This window comes from Pseudoalteromonas sp. SR43-2, from assembly GCF_014163885.1.
GTDB lineage: Bacteria > Pseudomonadota > Gammaproteobacteria > Enterobacterales > Alteromonadaceae > Pseudoalteromonas > Pseudoalteromonas distincta.
This window is the reverse complement of the sequence record NZ_JACJED010000010.1, coordinates 64,462-88,804: the sequence shown is the minus strand read 5'-3', so window position 1 is coordinate 88,804 and position 24,343 is coordinate 64,462. Positions and strand designations below refer to the sequence as shown.

General features: G+C 39.5%; 20 protein-coding genes. 8 read left to right on the top strand and 12 right to left on the bottom strand.

From position 1 onward, the window contains the following. Nucleotides 1-6: 6 nt before the first annotated feature. The 4 genes from H5120_RS10425 (at nucleotide 7) to H5120_RS10410 (ending at nucleotide 6,143) form a co-directional block, all read left to right on the top strand. Nucleotides 7-819 carry a DUF3025 domain-containing protein gene (locus H5120_RS10425; RefSeq protein WP_154903068.1) on the top strand — a complete coding sequence of 271 codons (813 nt, stop codon included), beginning with the start codon at nucleotides 7-9 and terminating at the stop codon, nucleotides 817-819. Then, nucleotides 816-1,604: an ABC transporter ATP-binding protein gene (locus H5120_RS10420; RefSeq protein ID WP_182674320.1), complete on the top strand. Its 789-nt coding sequence runs from the start codon at nucleotides 816-818 to the stop codon at nucleotides 1,602-1,604. Before H5120_RS10425 ends, H5120_RS10420 begins: the two co-directional genes overlap by 4 nt. Further along, the gene (locus H5120_RS10415; protein WP_182674357.1) at nucleotides 1,597-2,805 is read left to right on the top strand and encodes an ABC transporter permease; all 1,209 of its coding nucleotides are present in this window, start codon (nucleotides 1,597-1,599) and stop codon (nucleotides 2,803-2,805) included. Before H5120_RS10420 ends, H5120_RS10415 begins: the two co-directional genes overlap by 8 nt. Nucleotides 2,806-3,131: 326 nt before the next feature. After that, nucleotides 3,132-6,143, top strand: a complete 3,012-nt coding sequence (locus H5120_RS10410) for an ATP-binding protein (protein ID WP_404936370.1) — start codon at nucleotides 3,132-3,134, stop codon at nucleotides 6,141-6,143. Nucleotides 6,144-6,162: 19 nt separating this feature from the next. Here H5120_RS10410 and H5120_RS10405 read toward each other — a convergent pair whose 3' ends face one another. From H5120_RS10405 to H5120_RS10380, 6 genes are all read right to left on the bottom strand, one after another. Next, nucleotides 6,163-7,008: a UDP-2,3-diacylglucosamine diphosphatase gene (locus H5120_RS10405; protein WP_182674318.1), complete on the bottom strand. Its 846-nt coding sequence runs from the start codon at nucleotides 7,006-7,008 to the stop codon at nucleotides 6,163-6,165. 234 nt (nucleotides 7,009-7,242) lie between these two features. After that, nucleotides 7,243-8,967, bottom strand: coding sequence for a proline--tRNA ligase (locus H5120_RS10400; RefSeq protein WP_182674317.1), 1,725 nt, complete (start codon nucleotides 8,965-8,967; stop codon nucleotides 7,243-7,245). Nucleotides 8,968-9,056: 89 nt separating this feature from the next. Continuing rightward, entirely contained in the window at nucleotides 9,057-9,761 is a 705-nt protein-coding gene (tsaA, locus tag H5120_RS10395) for a tRNA (N6-threonylcarbamoyladenosine(37)-N6)-methyltransferase TrmO (RefSeq protein WP_182674316.1), read from the bottom strand. Nucleotides 9,762-10,040: 279 nt separating this feature from the next. Further along, the gene (locus H5120_RS10390) at nucleotides 10,041-10,610 is read right to left on the bottom strand and encodes an outer membrane beta-barrel protein (protein WP_002961225.1); all 570 of its coding nucleotides are present in this window, start codon (nucleotides 10,608-10,610) and stop codon (nucleotides 10,041-10,043) included. A gap of 259 nt (nucleotides 10,611-10,869) precedes the next feature. Continuing rightward, complete coding sequence (locus tag H5120_RS10385) at nucleotides 10,870-11,334, bottom strand: acyl-CoA thioesterase (RefSeq protein ID WP_182674315.1); 465 nt, start codon at nucleotides 11,332-11,334, stop codon at nucleotides 10,870-10,872. 132 nt (nucleotides 11,335-11,466) lie between these two features. Then, entirely contained in the window at nucleotides 11,467-13,113 is a 1,647-nt protein-coding gene (locus tag H5120_RS10380) for an electron transfer flavoprotein-ubiquinone oxidoreductase (protein ID WP_182674314.1), read from the bottom strand. A gap of 221 nt (nucleotides 13,114-13,334) precedes the next feature. On the opposite strand from H5120_RS10380, the gene H5120_RS10375 reads away from it, so the two are divergent. Further along, nucleotides 13,335-14,084, top strand: coding sequence for an electron transfer flavoprotein subunit beta/FixA family protein (locus H5120_RS10375; RefSeq protein ID WP_182674313.1), 750 nt, complete (start codon nucleotides 13,335-13,337; stop codon nucleotides 14,082-14,084). Then, complete coding sequence (locus H5120_RS10370) at nucleotides 14,085-15,011, top strand: electron transfer flavoprotein subunit alpha/FixB family protein (RefSeq protein ID WP_024596825.1); 927 nt, start codon at nucleotides 14,085-14,087, stop codon at nucleotides 15,009-15,011. A 141-nt stretch (nucleotides 15,012-15,152) separates the two neighbouring features. Here the strand turns inward: H5120_RS10370 and asnS are convergent, their stop codons facing one another. After that, on the bottom strand, nucleotides 15,153-16,550 hold the full coding sequence (gene asnS, locus H5120_RS10365) for an asparagine--tRNA ligase (RefSeq protein ID WP_002961230.1): 1,398 nt from the start codon (nucleotides 16,548-16,550) through the stop codon (nucleotides 15,153-15,155). Between the two features lie 297 nt (nucleotides 16,551-16,847). Between asnS and H5120_RS10360 the strand changes: the two genes are divergently transcribed. Beyond that, nucleotides 16,848-17,282: an ATP-binding protein gene (locus H5120_RS10360; RefSeq protein WP_002961231.1), complete on the top strand. Its 435-nt coding sequence runs from the start codon at nucleotides 16,848-16,850 to the stop codon at nucleotides 17,280-17,282. 63 nt (nucleotides 17,283-17,345) lie between these two features. On the opposite strand, the gene H5120_RS10355 is transcribed toward H5120_RS10360, so the two are convergent. The 5 genes from H5120_RS10355 to bioA form a co-directional block, all read right to left on the bottom strand. Next, entirely contained in the window at nucleotides 17,346-18,362 is a 1,017-nt protein-coding gene (locus H5120_RS10355; RefSeq protein WP_182674312.1) for an ABC transporter ATP-binding protein, read from the bottom strand. Nucleotides 18,363-18,376: 14 nt separating this feature from the next. Next, nucleotides 18,377-19,876 carry an iron ABC transporter permease gene (locus H5120_RS10350; protein WP_182674311.1) on the bottom strand — a complete coding sequence of 500 codons (1,500 nt, stop codon included), beginning with the start codon at nucleotides 19,874-19,876 and terminating at the stop codon, nucleotides 18,377-18,379. Further along, entirely contained in the window at nucleotides 19,876-20,916 is a 1,041-nt protein-coding gene (locus H5120_RS10345; RefSeq protein WP_096793161.1) for an extracellular solute-binding protein, read from the bottom strand. The genes H5120_RS10350 and H5120_RS10345 overlap by 1 nt, the downstream gene beginning before the upstream one ends. Next, nucleotides 20,917-21,729, bottom strand: coding sequence for a hypothetical protein (locus tag H5120_RS10340; protein ID WP_182674310.1), 813 nt, complete (start codon nucleotides 21,727-21,729; stop codon nucleotides 20,917-20,919). Between the two features lie 171 nt (nucleotides 21,730-21,900). Next, the gene (bioA, locus tag H5120_RS10335; RefSeq protein WP_182674309.1) at nucleotides 21,901-23,202 is read right to left on the bottom strand and encodes an adenosylmethionine--8-amino-7-oxononanoate transaminase; all 1,302 of its coding nucleotides are present in this window, start codon (nucleotides 23,200-23,202) and stop codon (nucleotides 21,901-21,903) included. 93 nt (nucleotides 23,203-23,295) lie between these two features. Between bioA and bioB the strand changes: the two genes are divergently transcribed. After that, nucleotides 23,296-24,336, top strand: coding sequence for a biotin synthase BioB (bioB, locus tag H5120_RS10330; RefSeq protein ID WP_182674308.1), 1,041 nt, complete (start codon nucleotides 23,296-23,298; stop codon nucleotides 24,334-24,336). Nucleotides 24,337-24,343 lie beyond the last annotated feature (7 nt).

Below are 24,343 nucleotides of genomic sequence, written 5' to 3'. Positions count from 1 at the left end.
GTTTAAATGAAGCGTTTTACTCCCCCCGAGCAGTGGCAAATCAGTAGTTTAGAAACAGGTGCATTTGCGCATTTACGTGAGCTATTTAAAGTTAACGAACTAACAGATTGGCCGGCGCCGCAGTGGTTTTCTCCATTTTTAACTGCTATTAATGAGAATAATATTCCTATTACTTTTGAAGATGATGCAAAGGTAGACTTTGGCGATCGGTATTACGAGCAAGTAATTTTTGAAACGGGTGTTGTACCTACACGCAGTGAAAATTGGCATGACTTATTTGGTGGGTTTATATGGTGTTTATTTCCAAAAACCAAAGCGTTAATAAACCATAGACATGTGCAAGATATTGCTGAGCATGGACTGCAACAGCGTACTAAGCATCGTAATGCACTAACGCTTTTTGATGAGTGTGGTGTTGTATTAGCTATAAGTGAGAGTAAATGGCAGCGGTGGCTTTGCGAACACCAATGGAAAACTGCATTCGTTGAACACAAACATGAGTGGGGTAAAACAATAAAACCTTTTATGTTTGGTCATGCTAATTATGAAATGCTAACAAAGCCTTATATAGGTTTGACGGGTAAAGCGTTATTTGTTTGTGTACCTAATGAAATATTTTGTAAAGATTTAGTAACTCAATACCAGTACCTTGACCAAGCCCTTTATGAGATGATTAATACAGATAACTGCTTAGCCGATAACAAAAAGCTTTCACCACTGCCTTTATTAGGTGTTCCAGGCTGGCATGACGAAAACAAAGACGACTCTTTTTACAACAATACAGATTATTTTAGAGCGAAACGAAGGATGCGAACATGATAGAAGTTGCTGGGCTTAAAAAGAAATTTAAGCTAACTAAAGATCACAAAAAAAATAAAATAGACGACATCGATCCTCGTGAAGATAAAGACTACTTTCACTCAGTACGAGACGTTAGTTTTAGTTGCGCTAAAGGTGAGGTACTTGGATTGCTCGGCCCAAATGGTGCGGGAAAAACGACGACATTGAGAATGATTTCAACCGCGTTAAAGCCCGATGAAGGCTCAATAACGATTGCTGGAAACGATATTGTAAAAAAACCGCTACTAGGGCGTAAGTCTATTGGGTTTTTATCAGGCTCTACGGGGTTGTATGGCCGCTTAACTGTAAAAGAAAACATAGAGTATTTTGCAAAGCTTCATGGCATGAACAAAAGCGATATAGCATCGCGTTGTGATGAGCTATTTACATTGCTAGATATGCATAAATTTGTAGATAAACGGGCAGAAAACCTTTCAACAGGTATGAAGCAAAAAGCAAATATAGCGCGTGCAGTTGTTCATCGCCCAGCAGTTGTGGTACTTGATGAGCCAACAACGGGCCTTGATATAATGACAACACAAACAGTTATTAAATTTATCAAAGGTTTAAAGGCGCAAGGGACGCCTGTTATTTTTTCTACCCATCATTTAGATGAAGTTGCACTTTTATGTGACCGAGTCGCTGTAATTAACGAAGGTATTAGCTGCTTTGACGGAACAGTAGATGAATTTAAACAAGCAGGTAATAGTGATGAGCTTAATCAAGCGTTTATGAACATATTAACGGAGAAACATGATGTTTGAAGTATATAAAAAGGAATTAAAAGAGCTCCTTCGCGACAAAAAAACCCTTATGTTTGTTGTGTTGCTGCCAGTACTTATTTTCCCAATAATATTTGCTATTGTTGCTTTTATTGGCACCCAAGCTGCACTTGACGCCGATCAAAAAGTAAATACATACGTAATTATTAACGGCGAATATGCACAAGAATTTACTGACAAAGTATTTTACCATAAAAGCTTTGAACTTTATAATGGCAGTAAAACCTTTAATACAATAGAAGATCTCAAAGCAGGTGTTACCGCCGGCGACATAGATATGGGGATTTACTTGCCAAGTAATGCCGTAAAAACTCTCGACAATGGTGAGCAAAGCAAATGGCAAGTTGTATTTAACGATGCTAAATCAATAAACTATTTATTCGATCGGGTTAAAGAACTTGCTCAGGAATACAGTGACGTACTGCAAGCTGATAAGTTAAAAAGCTTTGGGATAGAAAGGTCTGCGCATAAAGCTATTCTTGACCCTATTGAAGTTGTCAAAGTAGATACAGCCGATAAACGTGAAAACTTAGGTGAAAAAATAGGCGCCTATTTACCTTATTTACTTATCCCACTGGTTTTAATGGGGGCTACTTACCCAGCAATAGATTTAGGTGCTGGCGAAAAAGAGCGCGGCACGCTAGAAACACTCCTACTAACACCCATTACACGTACAGAATTGGTGCTCGGTAAATTTATAACATTACTTACTACCTCTATTGCATCAACCACTATTACGATTGTGAGTATGGGGTGTTGGGTTGCAGTTGCATTAGCATTTGCTGACTTAGATTTCATTAAAACGGCCTTCGGTACGCTAGCGGTTAGTGATTTACTGATGATTTTTTTACTTTTACTGCCGCTGGCTGCCATATTCTCTTCTTTAGCGTTAGCTATCTCAATTTATGCGCGTACATTTAAAGAGGCACAAAATTATATGCAGCCTTTAAGTATGGTCGTATTTTTCCCTATCATTATTTCAATAATGCCAAATATGGAATTGACTGCTAAAACCGCGTTTATCCCGGTAACAAACGTTGCATTAGCCATTAAAGACATAATTAAAGGCACAGTTGATTATACCTTTGTAGGCTTAATATTTTTAGCAACTGCAATCATTGCAGCCGGACTACTGGCATTTTGCGTTAAATGGTTTAACAGAGAAGATGTGCTGTTTAGATAATTATATAGATTTAGCACTCTGAAGATATATAAAAGGTAGCATTGGCTACCTTTTATATTTTAAAGGGATGATTGGTTGAAACAACTATTTTATAGTCTGTGTAAGTCGATATGGGTACTCTCATTCATTTATAATTCATATAGAGAGTGTGCTCTAAATAAAACTAATGATTTAGTCTTTTTATTATAAAAATTATAACGATAACTGATTAGTTAAAGGGTCCAATTCTCACTTTAATACTCTATACTAATAACAATAAAAATTTATGGTGATGGTAAATGTTAAAAAGAAATATTTTTTTGAACGTGACAAAAAATAATAAACTAATGCTCGTTGCAACAATAATATTTGTTCTTATAGCTGTACCATCTCTGTATTTGTTCGATCAAAAAGTAAGAAGTGATGTGTATAATTCAGCTCAAATAGAATTAAAGCGTGAACTTGAAACAAAAAGCCTTTCATTAAAAAAACATCTTAAAGACAGTGTTACCGCCATTCGTTTTTTAGATGCTACACCACCAATACAAGGCATTACCCGCGCTAAAGAAAATAAACTAATTGATCCCGTTCTTGGTACGCCAATAGATGTTTGGCAAGAGCGCTTAGCAAGTATTTTTACTGGTTTTATGCAGACCGATGACAGTATTTTGCAAGCTCGCTATATTATGCTCGAAGATGGTGGGCAAGAGATTGTTAGAGTTGACCGAAATCAACTTGGAGAGATTAATCGACTGCAGGGTCTGCAATTACAAAAAAAAGGTCAACGCGATTACATAATCAAAGCAAGCATGCTTGATAAGAAAAGTGTTTATATTTCTCCAATTAACTACAACCGTGAAAATGGACAGATACAAGAACCTTATATAAGCACTTTTCGTGTTGCTAAGCCTGTTTTTGATGAAAATAATAAAATATTTGCAATATTAGTTACTAATTACTTTGCGGATAAATTACTTGAAGATTTAACAGTTGAATCTCCACAAGGGACGCAGGTTTACCTTATGAATAATGAAGGTGAATTTTTATATCATCCAAACCCTCAACTTCGATTCAGTTTTGAATTTAATAAAACTAAAACATGGTCTGAAGAATTCTCCACTGCAACTACCATGACAGAGCAAGGCACTTTACCAATAAGTAATTATCCAGTGGCTTACACTTTAAAAAAACGAATTTCGTTTGAGGGTGATATAGCCATGCTACCTTTAGAGCTTGGTGTAAGTGTTGATACAAAAACATTGTTTGCAAAGGTGAATGAGAGACGTCAAAACTTTATTGCAATGTTAGTGGTATTTTTTAGCGTATTTTTAGTTATTGCTTTTTTATACCAACGTTTTATAAACCGTAAGCTATTAATTAATTCTCTAAAAGAGCAAAACAATAAAGTAATAGAAAATTCTTTGGATGCTATTTTTACAATTGAGCAAAACGGCGAAATTGTTCACTTTAATAATACCGCTAAAGAGGTTTTTGGTAGTTCAATTTCAGGCACTAATCCTGATTTTGTCTCGCTGTTTAATTTAAACGACGCAGACACTAATTGTATACAAGAGACTATTACAAACGGTTCAAAAATGCCGTTTGAAGCTATCTACACAGATGGTTATGGCAACAAACAATATTTTTCGATTACGCTTAGCAGTATTTTTGACGTATATAATAACCGTTATCAGGTAGCGGCTATTTTAAGAAATATTAGCTCATTAAAAAATACGCAATCAGAGCTCGAAGCGTTAAACAGTACTCTGGAGCTAAAGGTTTCACAAAGGACCATTGAACTAGAACGTGCAATTGACCAAGCATTAGCAGCAAGCCAAGCAAAAAGTGACTTTGTAGCAAATATCTCTCACGAAATACGCACACCAATGAATGGCGTACTAGGGATGCTTGAAATGCTCAAAGAAGATGGCTTAACCGATCAACAATACCATTATTTAAAACTAGCAAATAGCAGTGCTAATTCATTGATGAATCTGATTAACGATATTCTTGATTTTTCTAAAATAGAAGCAGGTAAGCTTGATATTGATAACCATACATTTGATGTTGTTACAGTATGTAGCGATATGATTAGCTCTTTAGCGTTACAGGGCCAACGCAAAGGTCTTGAAGTATTTTTAGATACTAAAGATGTAGTAGATAGAATGGTTATTGGCGACAGCCATCGACTTAAACAAATTTTAATTAACTTAGTTAATAATGCGTTTAAATTTACCCACCGAGGTGAAGTAAGTTTAACTGTCGGCTCCAAGTACATAACTGACTCAAAGTTATTAATGAGCTTTACAATAAAAGATACCGGAATTGGTATAGCGACTGAAAACATAGACAAACTATTTGAAGTATTTACGCAAGAAGATTCAAGCACGACCCGCCACTTTGGTGGTACAGGCTTAGGTTTATCTATATGTAAAAAACTTGCTCAGTTAATGGGTGGTAATATTACGGTTATAAGTAAAAAAGGCGCGGGTAGTACCTTTACCGCAACGGTTGAGCTACACGTTGCACAAGAGAAAAAATTAAACACAGGTATAGAGCTTGCTACAAATATCAACGTAGCGGCATTAATAGCGCGCGATAACGTTTATAAAAACGTATGCGACTTATTGTTATTAACCTGCAAAGTAAAAGCAGAAAACATTGTACGACTTGACTACTTTAGTGAGCACAAAGAGTTTGAAGCTGATTTATTATTAATTGATGATGAGCATCCTCAAATTGATGCGTTAATTGATTACTGTAAACAGTTTAATAAAAAGTATGTTTTAATTTTACGAGATATGGTTACAGATAAGCCAATCAAAACGGTATTACCTGAAGGCAGCCATATTTTAAATAAACCACTCACTCAAGATCAATTCAGCTATAAATTGGCCAGCTTATTTGGTGCTAGTAGTGACTGTATTATAGCGCCACCAAAAGGCTTGGAAGAGGAACAAGTAGAGCCTGACCTATCTGCGTATCATGTATTATTAGTTGACGATAATATGATAAACATTGAAGTAGCTAAGGCAATATTAAAACGTACTAAAGTAAAAATCACTTGTGCGTCAGACGGTATAGAAGCCTTAGAAGCACTGAGAGAAAACGAAGAGCAAGCTTTTGATGTTATATTAATGGATTGCCAAATGCCCAATTTAAATGGCTACGATACCACAAGTGAAATTAGAAATAGTAAGGCAGGGGTAGATTATACTCACATACCGATTATCGCTATGACAGCGAGTGCGATGGAAGGTGATAGAGAGCGTTGTTTAGCTGCTGGAATGAACGACTACATTACTAAACCAATTAAACCACAAACTTTAAAAGACAAGCTAATTACTTGGTTAAGTTAATCGTTTTGAAAATCAGCTGCTAAGCAGCTGATTTTTTTGGTTTGGTATTTGTTGACGTATTTAAAGGCGTGTTAAGAATAGCTATGTCTGCGCTATCGAGTATAAATTGTGTATCTGACCAATGTAGTAATTCTATCTTTCCATCTTGCTGCTCTACAAGCGCAGTACAGCTCTCAATCCAGTCACCGTCGTTACAGTATATAATACCGTCATCCACTTTAATTTTGGGATGGTGAATGTGTCCACAAATAATACCGTCTACGTTTTGTTTTTTAGCTGCATGAACTGCGGCATCTTCAAAGGCACTAATCGCTTCTCGAGCTTTGTGTACCCGAGCTTTTATCCATGATGCAAGCGAGTAGTAGTTACCACCAAATATTTTACGTATACGATTGGCCCAGCGATTTAAAAATAATAAAAAGTCGTATCCTGCATCCCCCGCAATACTAACAAGTTTGTTATAACGAGTCGCTGAATCAAAGTCGTCGCCGTGTATAAGTAAAAACCGTTTATTAGCTTTAGTGGTGTGAATAAACTGCTGGTGGATTTCAACACCAAATAATGTTTGATTTATATAGTTTCTAAACGCTTCATCATGATTACCGGGAATATAAATGACACGTGTACCGCTAGCTGCTTTTGTCTGTATGCAGTTTAATACTTCATAATGAGAAGGGTGCCAATAAAACTGTCGCTTCATTGACCATAAGTCAATAATATCACCCACTAAATAAAGTGTGTCAGATTCTACCGAGTTTAAAAAATCAAGTAAGTAATCAGCTTTACAATCTTTGTAACCTAAATGAACATCAGATATCCAAATGGCTGGATAATGTTGTTTTTTACGCAGTTGATTGTTTGTCATGCCCGTCATCCATAGTGTAATAATTAAACACTGTAGATAAATCTAATGACACTTATGAGACACTTTAGCGAAGCCTCCATGACAATTTATACCAAGGCACGTAATTAAATGATTTCTACAAAGCTAGGAAAGGTGAGTCATTGAGCAGCTATTATTACGCATTGCTATTAATCGAGCATAAAAAAGGCCGCATTTTAAATGCGGCCTTTTAGTCTATTTTGAGCGTGCGTGTTATTAACCTTTAACAGCCGCTTTAATTGCATCAATTGCTGTATCAATATCAATCATTAGCTTTTCACCGGTGCGGCGGTTTTTAAGCTCAACTTTATTCTCGTCAAGGTTACGCTCACCAATCACCAGCGTAAATGGTACACCAATTAGCTCCATGTCATTAAACATAACACCAGGGCGCTCTTTACGATCATCAAATAACACATCAAGACCTGCATCTTTTAAACCCTGGTAAAGGTTATTTGCAATATCAGGAATACGATGCGATTTGTGCATGTTCATTGGAACAATCGCTAAATCGAATGGCGCGATTGATTGTGGCCAAATGATCCCGTATTGATCGTTGTTTTGCTCAATAGCAGCAGCAACAATACGTGAAACACCAATACCGTAACAACCCATGGTCATGGTTTGGTTTTTACCACCTTCGTTTAATACTCCCGCTTTCATTGCTTCTGAGTATTTAGTGCCAAGTTGGAATATATGACCTACTTCAATACCGCGTTTAATTTGTAAAACGCCTTGGCCACATGGGCTCATATCGCCTTCAACAATATTACGAATATCAGCAACTTCGTAATCAGTTACGTCACGATCCCAGTTAATACCGCTGTAGTGCTCGTCGTCTTTATTAGCACCGGCAACAAAATCAGCAAGGATATTAGCGGCTCTATCCACAATAATAGGCATAGATAAGCCCACCGGGCCTAATGAGCCAGGTTTTGCACCAATAGCAGCAACAATATCTGCCTCTGTTGCCATTTCAAGCGGAGAGTCTACTAATGGGTGCTTTTCAGCCTTCAATTCATTTAAATCATGATCGCCACGAAGTACAAGCGCCACTAAACCACGTACATCGTTTTCATCAGGTGCACCGTAAACAATTAAGGTTTTAACACCACGATGAGGTTTTACACCGTAGTGCTTTTTAAGCTCATTAATTGTTTTAGCGTCAGGAGTAGGGAATGCTTTTAACTCTTTACTTGCTTCTGGGCGTGGATCGTTTGGCGCTAGTGCTTCTGCTTTTTCAATATTAGCAGCGTAATCACTGCCATCACTAAATGCAATTGCATCTTCGCCCGACTCAGCAAGTACGTGAAACTCGTGCGATAAGCTACCACCAATAGACCCCGTATCAGCAAGTACAGGGCGGTAATCAAGGCCTAAACGCTCAAAAATGTTACAGTATGCTTTGTGCATCGCTTGATAAGTCGCATCTAAACACTCTTCACTTAAGTGAAAAGAGTAGGCATCTTTCATTGTAAATTCACGAGCACGCATCACACCAAAACGAGGACGACGTTCGTCGCGTACTTTAGTTTGTACTTGATATAAAGTAACTGGTAACTGCTTGTAGCTGCTTATTTCTTTACGTACGAAATCAGTTATTACTTCTTCGTGTGTTGGACCAAGTGCAAACGTACGGTTATGACGGTCTGTGAAGCGCATAAGCTCAGGACCAAATTCATTCCAACGGCCAGACTCTTCCCACAAATCAGCGGGTTGAATTACAGGCATTAGCATTTCAATAGCACCTGCTTTGTCCATCTCTTCACGTACAATGTTTTCTACTTTACGTAGCACACGTAAACCAGAGGGTAACCAAGTGTATAAACCCGAAGCGACGCGACGGATCATACCGGCTCTAAGCATTAACTGATGCGATACGATTTCAGCATCTGATGGCGTTTCTTTAAGTGTTGCGAGTATATATTGGCTTGTACGCATGTTTTTTCCGAAATAGAGTAATTATGTTCTTTTAATAGAGCTTAAGTTTAACAGCGGATGCTTTTACACTAAAGCGCTAAGTGAGTTATTTAGTTTTTTTCTATGTTTGTTACTACGTTATGCTCGCCATTGACTTGCCAGCGAATATTATAATTGTACAAAGTCATACCATAGCTTTGCTCGCCGTCTTTTTGTTTTTTATAGGCAGGGCGGGGATCTTGTTTTAAAACATTAGCTATAAAATCATGTAAATCTGGGTATTGTGTTTGCGCATTAACAAACTCAATTGCCTGAGGGCTAAATTCAACCGTCATTTGTGTTTCTGGGCGTGTATCTGCAAAGCCAGCACTGGCGTCAAGCATTGCATCTGAATAGGGTAAGTACGGTTTAATATCGATAATGGGTGTGCCATCAAGTAAATCAATGCCAGCGAGTAATAAACTAAGTTGTCCGTTTTTATACTCGATACCTTCAAGTTTTACTGCGCTCATACCAATCGCGTTTGGTCTAAATGTAGCGCGGGTAGCAAATACACCTTTTCGCTCATTCCCACCTAAACGAGGTGGGCGCACCATGGCAGAATAACCTTTATCGGCCGTTTCATGAAAACGAAATAACAACCAAATATGAGTAAATTCATCTAAACCACGTACAAACTCTTCGCGATTAAAATCAGGTTCAAAAATAAGTTTTGCCTTGGCTTGTGGCACTAAACGAGGCTGCCTAGGTATAGCAAACTTTTGTTTATAAGGAGATTCAATGTGGCCAATAGCCGAAATGGTATAATCGCTCATAGTACTCGTGTACAAATAAAATAGAGCGCTATTCTACCTGCATTTAGTATTTATGGCATTAGTGTAAGTAAGTTTATTGCGTATACCAATTTTATTAAAAATATGATTATTCAAGCGCATTAAATAGCGCACTTACTTCGTTAAAAATTATTCATATAGACCATCTGGTTTGAAAATACTTATTAGACCGAGTGGTTTATATTAATGTATTTAAAAAGGACCTAAAACTAAAAAGGGCAAGCTAATAAGCTTACCCTTTTCAAGCATGTTAAAGATTAATTAAAACATGTATTGAACTGATACAGACGCTACATCCATGTCTGGATCAATATCGTCATCAAGTTTGTAGCGCTCGTACTCTAAACGAAATTGTACATTTGTTGTAAGTGCGTATTCAATACCCGCACCGTAAAATGCATCACCACCATCTGTAGACGCTGTGACACCACCTACTGGTAAATCTTGTGTGTAATCTGCATCCCACTCAAGCCAACCGCCTTTTGCATATACAGAAAAGCTCTCTGTTATTGGGTAGCCCAAACGTGCGGCAAGCGATACGCCATCAATTTCAGCTTTGCTGTCTATATCACTTACTTCATCAAAGTTTTGATAAGCAAGTTCTAAGCTTAGGTATTCGTTAAACTGAGTACCAATATAGCCTTTAAGCATTTGTGCATCGTCGTCAAAGTCAGTGTCGTTGTCACTGTCTTCAAATTCAAAAGAATATTGACCGTAACCGATACCAGTATAAATACGTGGAGAATCGAAATCAGAAATGTCAGCGTGTGCTGCAGAGTTAAAACCCAGTGTTGCTAGTGCGATAGCTGAAAGAGAAAGTGTTTTAATCATTGAATAGCTCCTTTACAAAAAATAATCAAATGCTTGATTTCATTAATCAAACTTCAATTATCTACTTGCAGCGAGCGTGCCAATATTAAAATGGATTAAAAACACGCCATAATTAGTTCTTTTGTATTGGTTTTTACATTTTTTAGCGTGTTTTATAATCAAAGTGAACTTTTGTGTAATCGTGTACTCTAAGATAAGTTGTATGTTTTACATAGTATAATGAGTTTTTTACATAGCCTTACTCTATTTAAATTACTAATTAGACTTCATGAAGCAAGTTTTCTGTTTCAATTGCTATTTCTTTCATTTTTATAGCGTAATTTTCTAATTTAACGTCTTCATCGGTCACTGCTTTAAACGAAGGCACTTCTATTGGGTAGCCCGTTTCATCCATTGCAATAAAGCTGATAACACAATGGTTTGTTTCAACCATATTTTGCGTTTTTGGATCGCCACACCTAACTTGAATAAATATTTGCATGCTACTTCTACCCGTATGGGCAATTTTAGCTTCTACTTCGACTATTTGACCCACTAAAATAGGGCGTCTAAATTTAACACCCGCAACCGAAACAGTTACGCAATAATGACCACTCCAACCTGCAGCGCACGCATAACCTGCTTGGTCAATCCACTTCATGACGGCCCCACCATGAACTTTACCACCAAAATTCACATCAGTAGGCTCTGCTAAAAAACGAAAAATAACTTTTGACGACGGCATAAATAACACTCTTATTATTAAAACTACTATTAGCATAACGTAAAAAAGGGGCCGAAGCCCCTGCAATTTAGGATATGTTTATAATTTATATGTAAAAAACGTAGTTATATAGCTATACAGCGCATAATTTAGTTACATATTAGGATAATTTGGCCCACCCGCACCTTCAGGTGTTACCCATGTAATGTTTTGGCTTGGGTCTTTAATATCGCAGGTTTTACAGTGCACACAGTTTTGGGCATTAATAACAAACTCTTTATTGCCTTCAATTTCTTGTACTTCGTAAACGCCTGCAGGGCAATAACGTTGTGCGGGTTCATCAAATTTAACTAAATTTACGTTAATAGGAATTGACGCATCTTTAAGCTTTAAATGACACGGCTGTGATTCTTCGTGGTTAGTATTTGATAAAAACACACTTGAGAGTTTATCAAAGCTAAGGTGTCCATCTGGTTTTGGATACGTAATTTTGTCAGCGGCGTTAGCATCAACAAGGGTAGAGTGATCGGGCGTTTTATCTTTAAATGTAAACGGTAAACCACCATTAAAAATATTTTGATCAAGCGTGTTATACGCACCACCTAAAAATTTACCGAGCTTGTGCATTGCAGGGCCAAAGTTACGAGATTGATATAACTCTTTATATGCCCACGATTGCTCAAACGCAGTTTGATAATGAGTTAAATCGGTATTTGCCAACTCATTTTGCAATGCTTCAAAAATAACTTCAGCGGCAACCATTCCCGATTTCATTGCAGTGTGATTACCTTTAATTTTTGCAAAATTAAGTGTTCCTGCATCGCATCCTACAAGTAGGCCACCTGCAAAATGCATTTTTGGTAATGAATGCAAGCCACCTTTAGCAATAGCACGCGCACCGTAAGCAATACGTTCAGCGCCTTCAAGCACGTTTTTAAATACAGGATGGTGCTTCATTCGTTGAAACTCATCAAACGGGCTCAAGTGTGGGTTTGAGTAATTTAAATCTACAATTAAACCAACAACAACTTGATTGTTTTCACTGTGATACATAAATGCACCACCATTAGTATCGCCGCTAAGTGGCCAACCTGTACCATGAACTACCTTGCCAAGCTCATGTTTACTTTCATCTATTTGCCAGATTTCTTTAAAGCCTAAACCATAATGCTGCGGTGATGAATCTGCATCAAGTACAAACTCATTGATTAGTTGTTTACCTAAATGACCTCGGCAACCTTCGGCAAAAATAGTGTATTTTGCACGAAGCTCCATGCCTGGCATGTAACCGTCTTTTTCATTACCATCTTTGTCTACACCCATATCGCCAGTAATAATGCCTTTTACTGCTTCATCTTCAATTATTAAAGAGTGTGCGCTAAATCCTGGAAATATCTCTACGCCTAAGCTTTCAGCTTGCTCTGCAAGCCATCGACATACATTGCCCATAGATACAATGTAGTTACCATCATTATGAAATGTTTTTGGTGTAGCAAAGTGGGGGATTGATGTCGCTTTTTGCTCGTTATTAAACCAATAAATTTCATCGTTAGTTACTTTGGTTGTAACCGGTGCGCCAAGCTCTTGCCAATTAGGTAGTAGTTCATCCAAAGCTTTGGTTTCAAAAACAGCACCAGAGAGTACATGTGCTCCTACTTCAGAACCTTTTTCGACTACGCAAATCATGCACTCTTGTTGTTTTTCTTGTGCTAATTGCGCGAGTTTAATTGCACTTGAAAGCCCAGCAGGGCCTGCACCAACAATTACTACATCAAATTCCATGGTTTCACGTTCTACCATAATAACCTCTTTATCTATGACGGACTTATTTGAATGTTTACTACGCATTTAAATAAGGTGTACAGCCTATTTATAACCTTGCAAATTAAACGTTACAGACTGTGAATAGTTAAAGGTTATTTTAGGTTGACGTTTACGTCAACAGGAAGTAGTCTAATTTCATAAAATAAATAGGTTGACGTGCACGTTACCTTGTAGGTTTAAATAATTATGGAGTTCCTATGAAAGTTCTCGTACCAATAAAAAGAGTGATTGATTACAACGTAAAAGCACGCGTTAAAAGTGATAACAGCGACGTTGATTTAAACAACGTTAAAATGGCAATGAACCCGTTTTGTGAGATTGCTATAGAAGAAGCAATTCGCCTTAAAGAAGCCGGTACCGCCACTGAAGTGGTTGCTGTAACTATTGGTGCAAAAGCATCGCAAGAGCAATTACGCACAGCATTAGCATTGGGTGCTGACAAAGCCATTCACATCGAAACCGATGAAAAGCTCGAGTCACTTCATATTGCAAAGCTACTCGCTAAAATTGTAGAACAAGAAACGCCTGAACTTGTCATTTTAGGTAAGCAGTCAATTGACTCAGATAATAATCAAACAGGTCAAATGCTTGCTGCATTAACTAATCGCGGGCAGGGTACATTTGCATCAAAAGTAGTTATTGAAAATGGCAAAGTAAACGTAACACGCGAAGTTGATGGCGGGCTGCAAACGGTAGCACTTAATTTACCGGCAGTTGTTACAACTGATTTACGCTTAAATGAGCCTCGCTATGCATCACTGCCAAATATTATGAAAGCCAAACGTAAGCCGCTTGAAGTAATAGCAGCAGATTCGCTTGGTGTTGATTTAACACCGCGTATGCAATTAATAAGTGTAGAAGAGCCAGCTAAACGCACCGCAGGAATTATTGTAGAAGACGTAGCGCAGCTTGTAGAAAAATTAAAAACAGAGGCAAAGGTGATTTAAATGAAAACACTCGTAATTGCAGAGCACGACAACGGTGCCTTAAAACCAGAAACCTCAAAAACTATTAACGCCGCAGTAAAAATGGGTTTTCCTATTGATGTACTAATTGCAGGTAACAACTTAAGCGCAATGAGCTCACAAGTGGCCAGCATTGATGGCGTAGCTAATGTTTTAGTTGCTGATAATAGCGTTTATGAACATCAGTTAGCTGAGAGCATGAGCGATTTAGTTTTATCAATTAGCGACAACTACAGCCACATTGTTGCAAGTGCTACTACAACGGGCAAAAACTTTATGCCACGTGTTGCTGCGCTATTAGATGTTGCGCAAATTTCTGAAATTATCGCAGTAGTGGACGCCGATACATTTAAACGTCCAATTTATGCAGGTAATGCAATCGCCACGGTTAAATCACTCGACAGTAAAAAAGTAATTACCGTACGTGCCAGTAGCTTTGATTTACAAGGTGAGCAATCAGCTGTTGCTATAACAAGCATTGATACAGTATCAGATTCACAATTAAGCAGCTTTGTAAGTGTTGAGCAAACCGAATCAGAACGCCCTGAGCTTACAGCAGCTAGTGTGGTCATATCGGGTGGTCGCGGTATGCAAAACGGCGAAAACTTTGCATTACTTAATGGTATTGCCGATAAACTAGGTGCAGCTATTGGTGCATCGCGTGCAGCAGTTGATGCAGGCTTTGTACCTAACGACATGCAAGTAGGGCAAACAGGTAAAATTGTAGCACCTAACTTATATATTGCTGTAGGTATCAGCGGTGCTATTCAACATTTAGCCGGTATGAAAGACTCAAAAGTAATCGTCGCGATAAATAAAGACCCAGACGCACCTATTTTTCAGGTAGCTGACTACGGTTTAGTGGCTGATTTGTTTGAAGTACTGCCACAGTTAGAGAGTGCTTTATAGCCTTTAAATAAACAAACTTATTCTGGTTGAAAGCCGTGGTGCTCTTTGAGTGCTGCGGCTTTTTTATTCGGTAGATTAAAGACACAAAAAAACCAGCCAATTGGCCGGTTTTTAGTATTTATAAACAGTTTACTTACCAATTTAGTAAGTTGCGCTGCCTTTAGTACGAGGGAAGGCAATAACGTCACGTACGTTGCCCATACCTGTTACATAAGCAACTAAGCGTTCAAAGCCTAAACCAAAGCCTGAATGTGGCACGCTACCGTATTTACGTAAATCGCGGTACCAGCTGTAATCCTCTTTGTTTAAGCCCATTTCTTCTAGGCGTGCATCAAGCACATCAAGGCGTTCCTCACGTTGTGAACCACCAATGATCTCACCAATACCTGGTGCTACAACATCCATTGCGGCAACGGTTTTACCGTCTTCGTTTTGGCGCATGTAAAATGCTTTAATGTCACGAGGGTAGTTTTTAATAACTACCGGTGCTTTAAAGTGCTCTTCAGCTAAGTAACGCTCGTGCTCAGACTGTAAATCTACACCCCATTCAACAGCGTACTCAAACTTTTTGCCACAGTTTTTAAGGATTTCTACAGCGTCTGTGTAGTCAACTTGTGCAAAGTCTTTATCTACAAATTCTTCTAAACGCGTAATTGCGGTTTTTTCTACACGTTGTGCAAAAAATTCCATATCATCACGGCGCTCTTCAAGTACGGCTTTAAACACATACTTAAGCATGTTTTCAGCAAGTTTTGCTATGTCTTCTAAATCAGCAAACGCTACTTCAGGTTCTACCATCCAAAATTCTGCAAGGTGGCGAGATGTATTTGAATTCTCTGCGCGGAATGTAGGGCCAAATGTATAAATTTTTGACATTGCAGACGCGTAAGTTTCGCCATTTAACTGACCAGATACAGTAAGGAATGCTTCTTTACCGAAGAAATCTTCGCTGTAATCAACATCGCCTTTATCTGTAAGTGGTAAGTTTTGCATATCTAGCGTTGATACACGGAACATCTCACCCGCACCTTCACAGTCACTTGCCGTAATGATTGGCGTGCTGATCCAGTAAAAGCCTTGCTCGTGGTAAAAACGGTGAATAGCTTGTGCTAAACAGTTGCGTACACGAGTTACCGCGCCAATCATATTTGTACGAGGGCGAAGGTGAGCGTGCTCACGTAAGTACTCAATGCTGTGGCGCTTTGCCGACATTGGGTATGAATCTGGGTTTTCTACCCAACCTAACACAGTCACTGAGTTAGCTTGAATTTCGTAAGATTGACCTTGGCCAGCAGATTGAACTAAAACACCAGTAACCGACACAGAACAACCGGCTGTTAAGCTAGTAACTTCATCATAATTATTCAGTGAATTAGGAACTACCGCTTGAATAGGATCAAAACACGAACCGTCATGAACGGCTAAAAATGAAATTCCTGCTTTTGAATCGCGGCGAGTACGGATCCAGCCCTTAATTGTTACTTGGCTGTCTACCGCAACATTGCCTTTTAATAGCTCTGAAATCGCTAAATGGCTCATCTTCACTCCAATGATATAAGTTGCCTAACTATTTTATTTTAACTGTGCGCAACACTCGGGCATAAATTGCACATAAACGGCGCTGCACTTGAACCCTGTATCTTACCTAGTAAAGTTAAATAAAAAAACTATTGTGGGCAACTCTTTAAAAGTTTTTATGCATGCGGTTTATTTTTAAACAGTTTTTAGAGTTTAATTGCCACTATTATGATTTGTTGCTCTGAAATTTAATGATTTTGTGGCATTATTAACATCCAAACTAAATTAATATTTATTCACCCTTAAAAAATCGATGCTATGAAACAAGTTTTTATTTTACGAGGACTACCAGGAAGTGGTAAGTCTTACTACGCGCAAAGCCTTGCTGACGAATTAGGTGGAGCCGACGAAAGTCAGTATCTAATTTGCTCAACTGATGATTACTTTAATAATGAGCAGGGCGAATATCATTTCGATAAATTTAAGTTACCACAATTTCATAATTTAAATTTGGCGCGCTTTATAAATGCACTTGCTCAAGGCATTCCATTGGTGATCGTAGATAACACCAATATTAAAAAGTGGGAATTTATAGCTTACTCTCAAGCTGCCGTTGCTTTAGGTTATCAAGTAAAAGAAGTGATAGTGGGTGAAGTAAAAGACAAAGCTATGCAGCACCTATACGCTAAACGAAACTCACATAATGTGCCGCTAAAAACTATAAGTAAAATGGCCTACATGTTTGAGTGGTGATTTGCATTAACGTTTTAATTTAAAAAGCCCATACATATGGGCTTTTTTAGTTGTTAAGCGCTACTAGCTAGCTTTTGTATAAACCGCTAGTGGGTGCGATGTACTTAGTGATACATGCACTTCGTCGCCTGGGTTTACCACAACTTCATGGCTTACTCGGCTAGTTACAACCGTAGAGCACGCAAGTTTTACAGCGCACAAGCGGCTGCCACCTTCAAAACGTACCCAAATTACTTCGCCGTTATTGCCAACACTGCTTTGTACAAGTAACACATCGTCTGGTCGAAGTAGTACATCAACGTCGCCACTTTCACAGTCAACGCCATGAGCGGGAGCATTACCAATTGAGGTAGTGGCTTGTCCTTGGCTAAATTGGCCGCTAATAAAGCTGGCTTCACCTAAAAAGCGTGCCACAAAGCGATTATTTGGGGTACTAAAGCAGCGCTCGGGTGTATCGATTTGCTGAATTTTGCCGCCTTTAAGTACACCAACACGATCGCCAACTGAGAGTGCTTCTTCTTGGTCATGTGTTACCCAAATCGCCGGTACGCCAGCTGCTTTAAGTGCGTTTCTAATATCCCAACGAAGCATGTCTTTAAGGGCGGCATCTAAGTTTGAAAGCGGCTCATCAAGCAATACAAAATCAGGTTGGTGGGCAAGGGTGCGCGCAAGTGCAACACGTTGCTTTTGTCCGCCAGAAAGCGTAGCTGGTTTTTTATCTCTAAAATCGCTCAGTCCAAGTAGGTTTATCCAATACTCAGCAGGGGCTGTATCTTTTAATCTAAAGCAAATGTTTTGCTGTACGGTTAAGTGCGGAAATAACGCAAAATCTTGAAACACCATACCTACACTGCGTTTTTCAGGAGGTAGTGTTAATTTGGGAGTAGCGCGCCATTTCCCCGTGTTTATTTCGCCTTCGCTAATAGGTATAAGGCCAGCAAGGGCTTGTAAAATTGTACTTTTACCACAACCTGTTGGCCCTACAAGCATAAGGATTTCGTTTTCACCCAGCGAAAAGTTTAAATCGCTTACTACGCGGTTACTGCCATAATCTATAGACAACTGACTTACAGATAGCATTGTTTCTTAAATCCTTAATGTTCAAACTGGTTGCGTTTTTCGCCAGACATCATAATAGCTAACCCGCAGGCAGATATCACTACTAACAATAACCCTGGAATCGCGGCGCGACCAAAATAGCCCGCTTCGTATACACGCCATAAATAAGTAGAGAGGGTTTCAAACCCTGTAGGACCAAGTAATAGCGTGGCTTCGAGTTCACGCATTGACTCTAAAAACACCAGTGCTGCACCGGCAATAATACCGCGCATAGTTAAAGGCAGTGTTATGCGAGTAAATACTTCACGTGGGCTTGCACCTAATACGCGCGCAGACTTCACTAAGCTTGGATCTAAGTGTTCGGTGCTTGTTCTAACAGAGCCTACAGCAAGTGGTAAAAATCGCAGCATGTAAGCAATAATAAGCAATCCCAGTGTTTGATATAAAAACGGCAACTGCAAACCACCGTAAACAAGCGCTGTGCCCATTACTATACCCGGAATACCAAAACCAAAGTAAGTAACACGCTCCATTAAACGACCCGCTTTTCCACTCAGTGCAGCATGTGCAACGGGGATCGCAACGATAACGGCTACAATTGCCGCAATACCCGATGCATACGTAGAGTTCCATGCAATATTAAAATCAAATGAGCTAAAACCATCGCGAGCTAACCAAAGCGAAAATATAGCCAAAGGCAAGCCAATAGCAAGCAGTAAAACAGGTGCAAACGTAACAAACATGGCACTTAATTGTACTTTACTTGGAAATAAAATTAACGGGCGACCATGGCGCTCAGGCGCTGTTTTTATTTGTGATTCAACTAAAAGTAAAAAACCGACAATAACCATCAGTTGAAGTGAAAGCATGGCAGCTCGCCCTAACGCAAAGGCGTTGTATTCAACATAAATTACGCGGGTAAACGTATCTAAGCGCATCATTGCGGGCGTGCCAAAGTCTGATAACGTATAAAGCGCGACTAACAATGAGCCTGCTGCAATACCGTTAACTACGCGTGGTAATATAACTTTAAATATACTTTGCGTCATCGACATGCCCAGCGTTCGTGCGGCATTAACCATGCTTGCGTCAAGGCTCAGTAGGGATGAGCGAGTTGTCATCATTACAAACGGGAAGGTATAAAGCGTCATTACAATGGCGGCACCTGTTAGGCCATACATAGATGGTGTTTCTATTCCTGTTAAGGTGTTTATTTCGCCACCGGGGCCAAAAGCAGCATAAAGTGTAAATGCGCCAATATAACTGGGAATTGCCAGTGGGGCAGCAAATACAACCAGCCAGAGCTTTTTAAATGGTAAATGCACATACGCGCTAATAAACGCCAGTGGCACACCAATTAAAATAGATCCGAGTACCGTTAAACCCATTAACGATAACGTGTTACCTAAAATTTGCAGGTTGTGGGTGTCAAACACTGAGCTCGCATCGCTTGCAAGCACAATTAATACACAAACAGGGGTAAGCGCAACAAGCGCTGCAAGCAGCGCCATTGGATAAGAGGCAGGTATTTTCATTACAACACGCCGCTGCTTCGCATCAAATCTATAGTAGGGCGTAAATCAGCTAGCTGTGTTAAATCTACTTTAGGTGGAGAAATATTAGCGAGTGACGGTAAACCCTCAGGTTGGGTAATACCATTTACTAACGGAATTTCGTACGCTTCACTGGCTAAGTAACCTTGTACTTCTTTACTTAGTAAGTAACGCATAAAGTTAGTTGCAAGCGGATCGTCGTTAAGCGCTAATACACCCGATGCATTAACTAAACAGCCCGCATCATTTTGTGTAAATGCTAAATCTAGCTTGGCATCAGGTTTACCTGATTTTAAACGCAAAGTGTAATAGTGATTAGCAAAACCAATATCAACTTCACCGCGTTCAACGCCCATAACAACACCTAGCTCGCCGGCGTATGTTTTAGCACGTTTTTGAATCTTTTTAAGCCACTTAGCGGTTTTGTCATCGCCTTCTAAGATTCGCATTGCGGTTACAAACGATTGAAAAGAAGCGTAGGCGGGCGCCCAGCCAATACTTAAATCGCTGTCGGCAATTTCCATAATACTTGTTGGAATTTGATCTTTAGTCAAACGGGACGTGTTATATGGCAATGTACGAATACGGCCAGTTACTGGTGCCCACTCTTTATATCTAAATTGTGGTTGTAACTGAGCAGATAAATCACCTGGGATAGGTTGTGCAAGGCCTGCATCGGTTACTAAACCAATTGCGCCTGAATCAACCGCCCAAAATAAATCAGCGCGGCGAACGCCAGCTTTAGCTTCTGCAACAATGGTATTTGCTAAAGCAGCAGTAGGACCTCGGCGAATGCCTAACTTAAAGTCTGGATTTTTTTTCTGGATTGCTTGTAATACGTTTTCATACAAACCACCTTCGCCTCGGCCTAAGTAAAGGGTTAACTCGCCTTTAAGCTTTGGTAAATCGTCAACAGAAACAGGGTTTGCTATATCAGCGGCTAGCGCACGAGAAAGAGGCAGCGGCAATGAGCCAACCACCCCTAACGCAGCTAGGCCTTGAATAAAGGTCCTACGCTTCACTTAAAATACATCCTTACGAGCTTTTTCGGCTTTTTCTATTAAAACCTTAGCGCGGTCTAATTTTGTTTGCATATCACTGATCACATCGCGTACTTCGTCTACGCTTTTGCTGTTTGTAATGGCTTGTGGCAGTGTTACGTTAAAGTCTTTTTCCAGCACTTCAACTAGTTTTGCATCTTGTTCAATAAGAGTTCCTTCAACGCCTTCAAACAGGTGCAGATAAGTATCGTGAACAATTTTAGTTGCTTCGTCTCGTAAACGCTCAGCAAATTTAGCTACTACACGGTCTAATTTGTGCTTAATTTCATCAATTGTGGCACTTTGTGTCATTTGAGTTGTAGCGGTTGCTTTTACTGTGTCTAACAAGCCTTTTTGCTGGAATTTTGCAGCAAGCTTAACAGCCCCAAGGCCTTGCCACAAGGCTATGTTCATCGCTTTTTGCTGTTTACGAACTTCCTCAGCAGGCTCTTTATTATCAATGGCCATTTTTACGCCATAAAGGCCCTGCCAAATAGAAGCGTATACTGGTACAAAGTTAGTTTCTATTGCGCTGTGAAACTTAACTGATTCCCAATATTCAATTAAATCATCAGTTTTTACAGATTTTGCGCCTTTAGTATCGTAGTCGCTTACCATGGTATCAACTTTGCCTACCATCCATTCTACTTCTTCTGCGTAACTTTTAAGGTTAGCTTGAAGATGATTAACATGCTCGCCAATAGGGCCGTTAGCTAATACTGGTTGAGCCATAAACGCCGAGGCTAGTAAAAGGCTTGCACCTAAAGTTTTGGCTGGTTTAAATAGTAATTTCATAGCAAAGAAGTCCAAAAAGGTAATTGTAAATGATAGACATTATCATATAGCTAATGGTTAACGAGATCAATAACTACAAACTCGCTTAATAGATAAAAACACTAAATGTAGCGGTAGGTTACAGCAAATAGCGCTATAACCAGTATTAGGATTAGTTATTGAGACCGACTATTAAGCGTAATGCTTGCCTTTAATGGCATTATAAATGGCATCACACAGTGTTTTTATACTGGTGTCGTCACTTATATACGGTGGCATAAGGTAAATTAGTTTACCGAATGGGCGTATCCATACGCCTTGCTCTACAAAATAAGCTTGAATTTTAGCAACATCAACATTGCCAGCAGCCTCGTTTAGTTCAACAACACCTATTGCACCTAAAATACGCACATTGGCAACCGCATCTAGTTCACTGCATTTATTAAGTTGTTGTAGTTGGGTGTTTATTTGCTTTATTCGTTGTTGCCAGTTTTGCTCTAGTAATAAATCAATACTTGCGCAGGCCGCAGCACAGGCAAGCGGGTTGCCCATAAAAGTTGGGCCGTGCATTAAAACACCGGCTTCACCTTCGCTTATGCCAATGGCTATTTTATCGCTAGTGATAGTGGCCGATAGCGTCATTGAGCCGCCAGTTAATGCTTTACCAATACACATTATATCGGGCTCTATATTGGCGTGCTCTACAGCAAATAATTTACCTGTACGGCCAAAGCCTGTGGCAATTTCGTCGCAAATTAGCAGTACATTATATTGGGTGCACAATTTACGTACGCAGGCTAAATAATCAGGGTGATAAAAGTTCATACCCCCCGCGTTTTGTACAATAGGCTCAATGATAAAGGCGGCTACTTGGTTGTGGTTTGCTTTAAAGTATTCTTCAAGCTCTTGGGCTTCAGTTTGGTTAAACTCGCCCCCAAATTGACTAACCGGTGCAGGTACAAAAACGTGTTCAGGTAAAAAGCCTGAATATAAACTATGCATTGAGTTAACGGGGTCGCATACGCTCATGGCTGCAAAGGTGTCGCCATGGTAGCCCTTGTAAGGCGTCATTAATTTTTGTTTTGTTGTAATGCCTTGGCTTAACCAATATTGCAGCGCCATTTTAATTGCTACTTCAACACTTACTGAGCCGCTGTCGGCTAAAAACACTTTAGTTAAACTAGGCGGCGTTATATTTACTATTTTTTTGCAAAGCTCTACCGCGCTGTTATGCGTAATACCGCCAAACATAATGTGGCTCATATTATTAATTTGCTCAATCATGGCGTTATTTATAACAGGGTGATTATAGCCATGTATTGCGCTCCACCACGAGGCCATGCCATCGATTAATTGTTCACCAGTTTCGAGGTGAATAATATTGTGATTAGCATGTGTAACAGGGTATACCGGAATTGGCTTAGTCATAGACGTATATGGGTGCCAAATGTGCTCACGATCAAAATCAAGGTCAATCGCATTCTTTTTAATCATATGTAAACTTTAACTTGCTGGGCTTCGTTGACAATGGTACTTCAACTCGTAGACTAAGCCAATATCACCGTTATGAAAAAATAAGAGAGTATTATGGAACTTGCACCTGTTCGTCACGATTGGACCCACGCTGAAGTTAAAGCATTATTTGAAATGCCATTTAACGATTTACTGTTTAAAGCCGCATCGGTTCACCGTGCTAACTTCAACCCAAATGAATTGCAAATTTCTACGTTGTTATCAATTAAAACAGGCGCTTGCCCAGAAGATTGCAAGTACTGCCCGCAGTCGGGCCATTACCGAACAGATTTAGAACGCGAACGCTTAATAGAAGTAGAAAAAGTAGTCGAGCAAGCACGCCTTGCAAAACAAAAAGGCGCTACCCGTTTTTGTATGGGCGCTGCATGGTCAGATCCAAAAGACAGAGATATGCCATACATTACGCAAATGGTTAAAGAAGTAAAAGAGCTAGGGTTAGAAACCTGTATGACGCTGGGTAAACTCACAAACGAAAAAGCCCATGAGCTTAGAGACGCAGGGCTTGATTACTACAACCATAATCTCGACACATCACCTGAGTATTACGAGCAAATTATATCAACCCGTACTTTTCAAGATAGATTAAATACCATTGACCACGTACGCGATGCTGGTATGAAAGTATGCTCGGGCGGAATAGTAGGTATGGGCGAGCAAGCAAGCGACCGCTTTGGACTACTTATGCAACTAGCTAATTTGCCACAACAGCCAGAAAGCGTGCCTATTAATATGCTCGTTAAAGTTAAAGGCACACCGCTTGAAAACGTAGACGATTTAGATCACTTTGAATTTATACGTACCATAGCAACAGCACGTATTATGATGCCACACAGTTATGTACGTTTATCGGCAGGGCGCAACGCCATGAACGAGCAAATGCAATCGATGTGCTTTTTTGCAGGCGCTAACTCAATATTTTATGGTGATAAACTACTTACCACCGAAAACCCAGACGCTGATGCCGATATGAACCTAATTAAAAAACTAGGCATGAACCCAGAAAAACGTCACGACTATTCAGACGAAGCAGTAGAAGCCTCGCTTTCATCGCAAGTAGCCGACAAAGCAACCTCTGAATTGTTTTACGAAGCGTAGGCTTATA

What these genes read in the sequence shown, in the direction of transcription:
- H5120_RS10425 (WP_154903068.1), top strand. Translation starts at nt 7, where the DNA reads ATGAAGCGTTTTACTCCCCCCGAGCAGTGGCAAATCAGTAGTTTAGAA.
- H5120_RS10420 (WP_182674320.1), top strand. Translation starts at nt 816, where the DNA reads ATGATAGAAGTTGCTGGGCTTAAAAAGAAATTTAAGCTAACTAAAGAT.
- H5120_RS10415 (WP_182674357.1), top strand. Translation starts at nt 1,597, where the DNA reads ATGTTTGAAGTATATAAAAAGGAATTAAAAGAGCTCCTTCGCGACAAA.
- H5120_RS10410 (WP_404936370.1), top strand. Translation starts at nt 3,132, where the DNA reads ATGCTCGTTGCAACAATAATATTTGTTCTTATAGCTGTACCATCTCTG.
- H5120_RS10405 (WP_182674318.1), bottom strand. Translation starts at nt 7,008, where the DNA reads ATGACAAACAATCAACTGCGTAAAAAACAACATTATCCAGCCATTTGG.
- H5120_RS10400 (WP_182674317.1), bottom strand. Translation starts at nt 8,967, where the DNA reads ATGCGTACAAGCCAATATATACTCGCAACACTTAAAGAAACGCCATCA.
- tsaA (WP_182674316.1), bottom strand. Translation starts at nt 9,761, where the DNA reads ATGAGCGATTATACCATTTCGGCTATTGGCCACATTGAATCTCCTTAT.
- H5120_RS10390 (WP_002961225.1), bottom strand. Translation starts at nt 10,610, where the DNA reads ATGATTAAAACACTTTCTCTTTCAGCTATCGCACTAGCAACACTGGGT.
- H5120_RS10385 (WP_182674315.1), bottom strand. Translation starts at nt 11,334, where the DNA reads ATGCCGTCGTCAAAAGTTATTTTTCGTTTTTTAGCAGAGCCTACTGAT.
- H5120_RS10380 (WP_182674314.1), bottom strand. Translation starts at nt 13,113, where the DNA reads ATGGTAGAACGTGAAACCATGGAATTTGATGTAGTAATTGTTGGTGCA.
- H5120_RS10375 (WP_182674313.1), top strand. Translation starts at nt 13,335, where the DNA reads ATGAAAGTTCTCGTACCAATAAAAAGAGTGATTGATTACAACGTAAAA.
- H5120_RS10370 (WP_024596825.1), top strand. Translation starts at nt 14,085, where the DNA reads ATGAAAACACTCGTAATTGCAGAGCACGACAACGGTGCCTTAAAACCA.
- asnS (WP_002961230.1), bottom strand. Translation starts at nt 16,550, where the DNA reads ATGAGCCATTTAGCGATTTCAGAGCTATTAAAAGGCAATGTTGCGGTA.
- H5120_RS10360 (WP_002961231.1), top strand. Translation starts at nt 16,848, where the DNA reads ATGAAACAAGTTTTTATTTTACGAGGACTACCAGGAAGTGGTAAGTCT.
- H5120_RS10355 (WP_182674312.1), bottom strand. Translation starts at nt 18,362, where the DNA reads ATGCTATCTGTAAGTCAGTTGTCTATAGATTATGGCAGTAACCGCGTA.
- H5120_RS10350 (WP_182674311.1), bottom strand. Translation starts at nt 19,876, where the DNA reads ATGAAAATACCTGCCTCTTATCCAATGGCGCTGCTTGCAGCGCTTGTT.
- H5120_RS10340 (WP_182674310.1), bottom strand. Translation starts at nt 21,729, where the DNA reads ATGAAATTACTATTTAAACCAGCCAAAACTTTAGGTGCAAGCCTTTTA.
- bioA (WP_182674309.1), bottom strand. Translation starts at nt 23,202, where the DNA reads ATGATTAAAAAGAATGCGATTGACCTTGATTTTGATCGTGAGCACATT.
- bioB (WP_182674308.1), top strand. Translation starts at nt 23,296, where the DNA reads ATGGAACTTGCACCTGTTCGTCACGATTGGACCCACGCTGAAGTTAAA.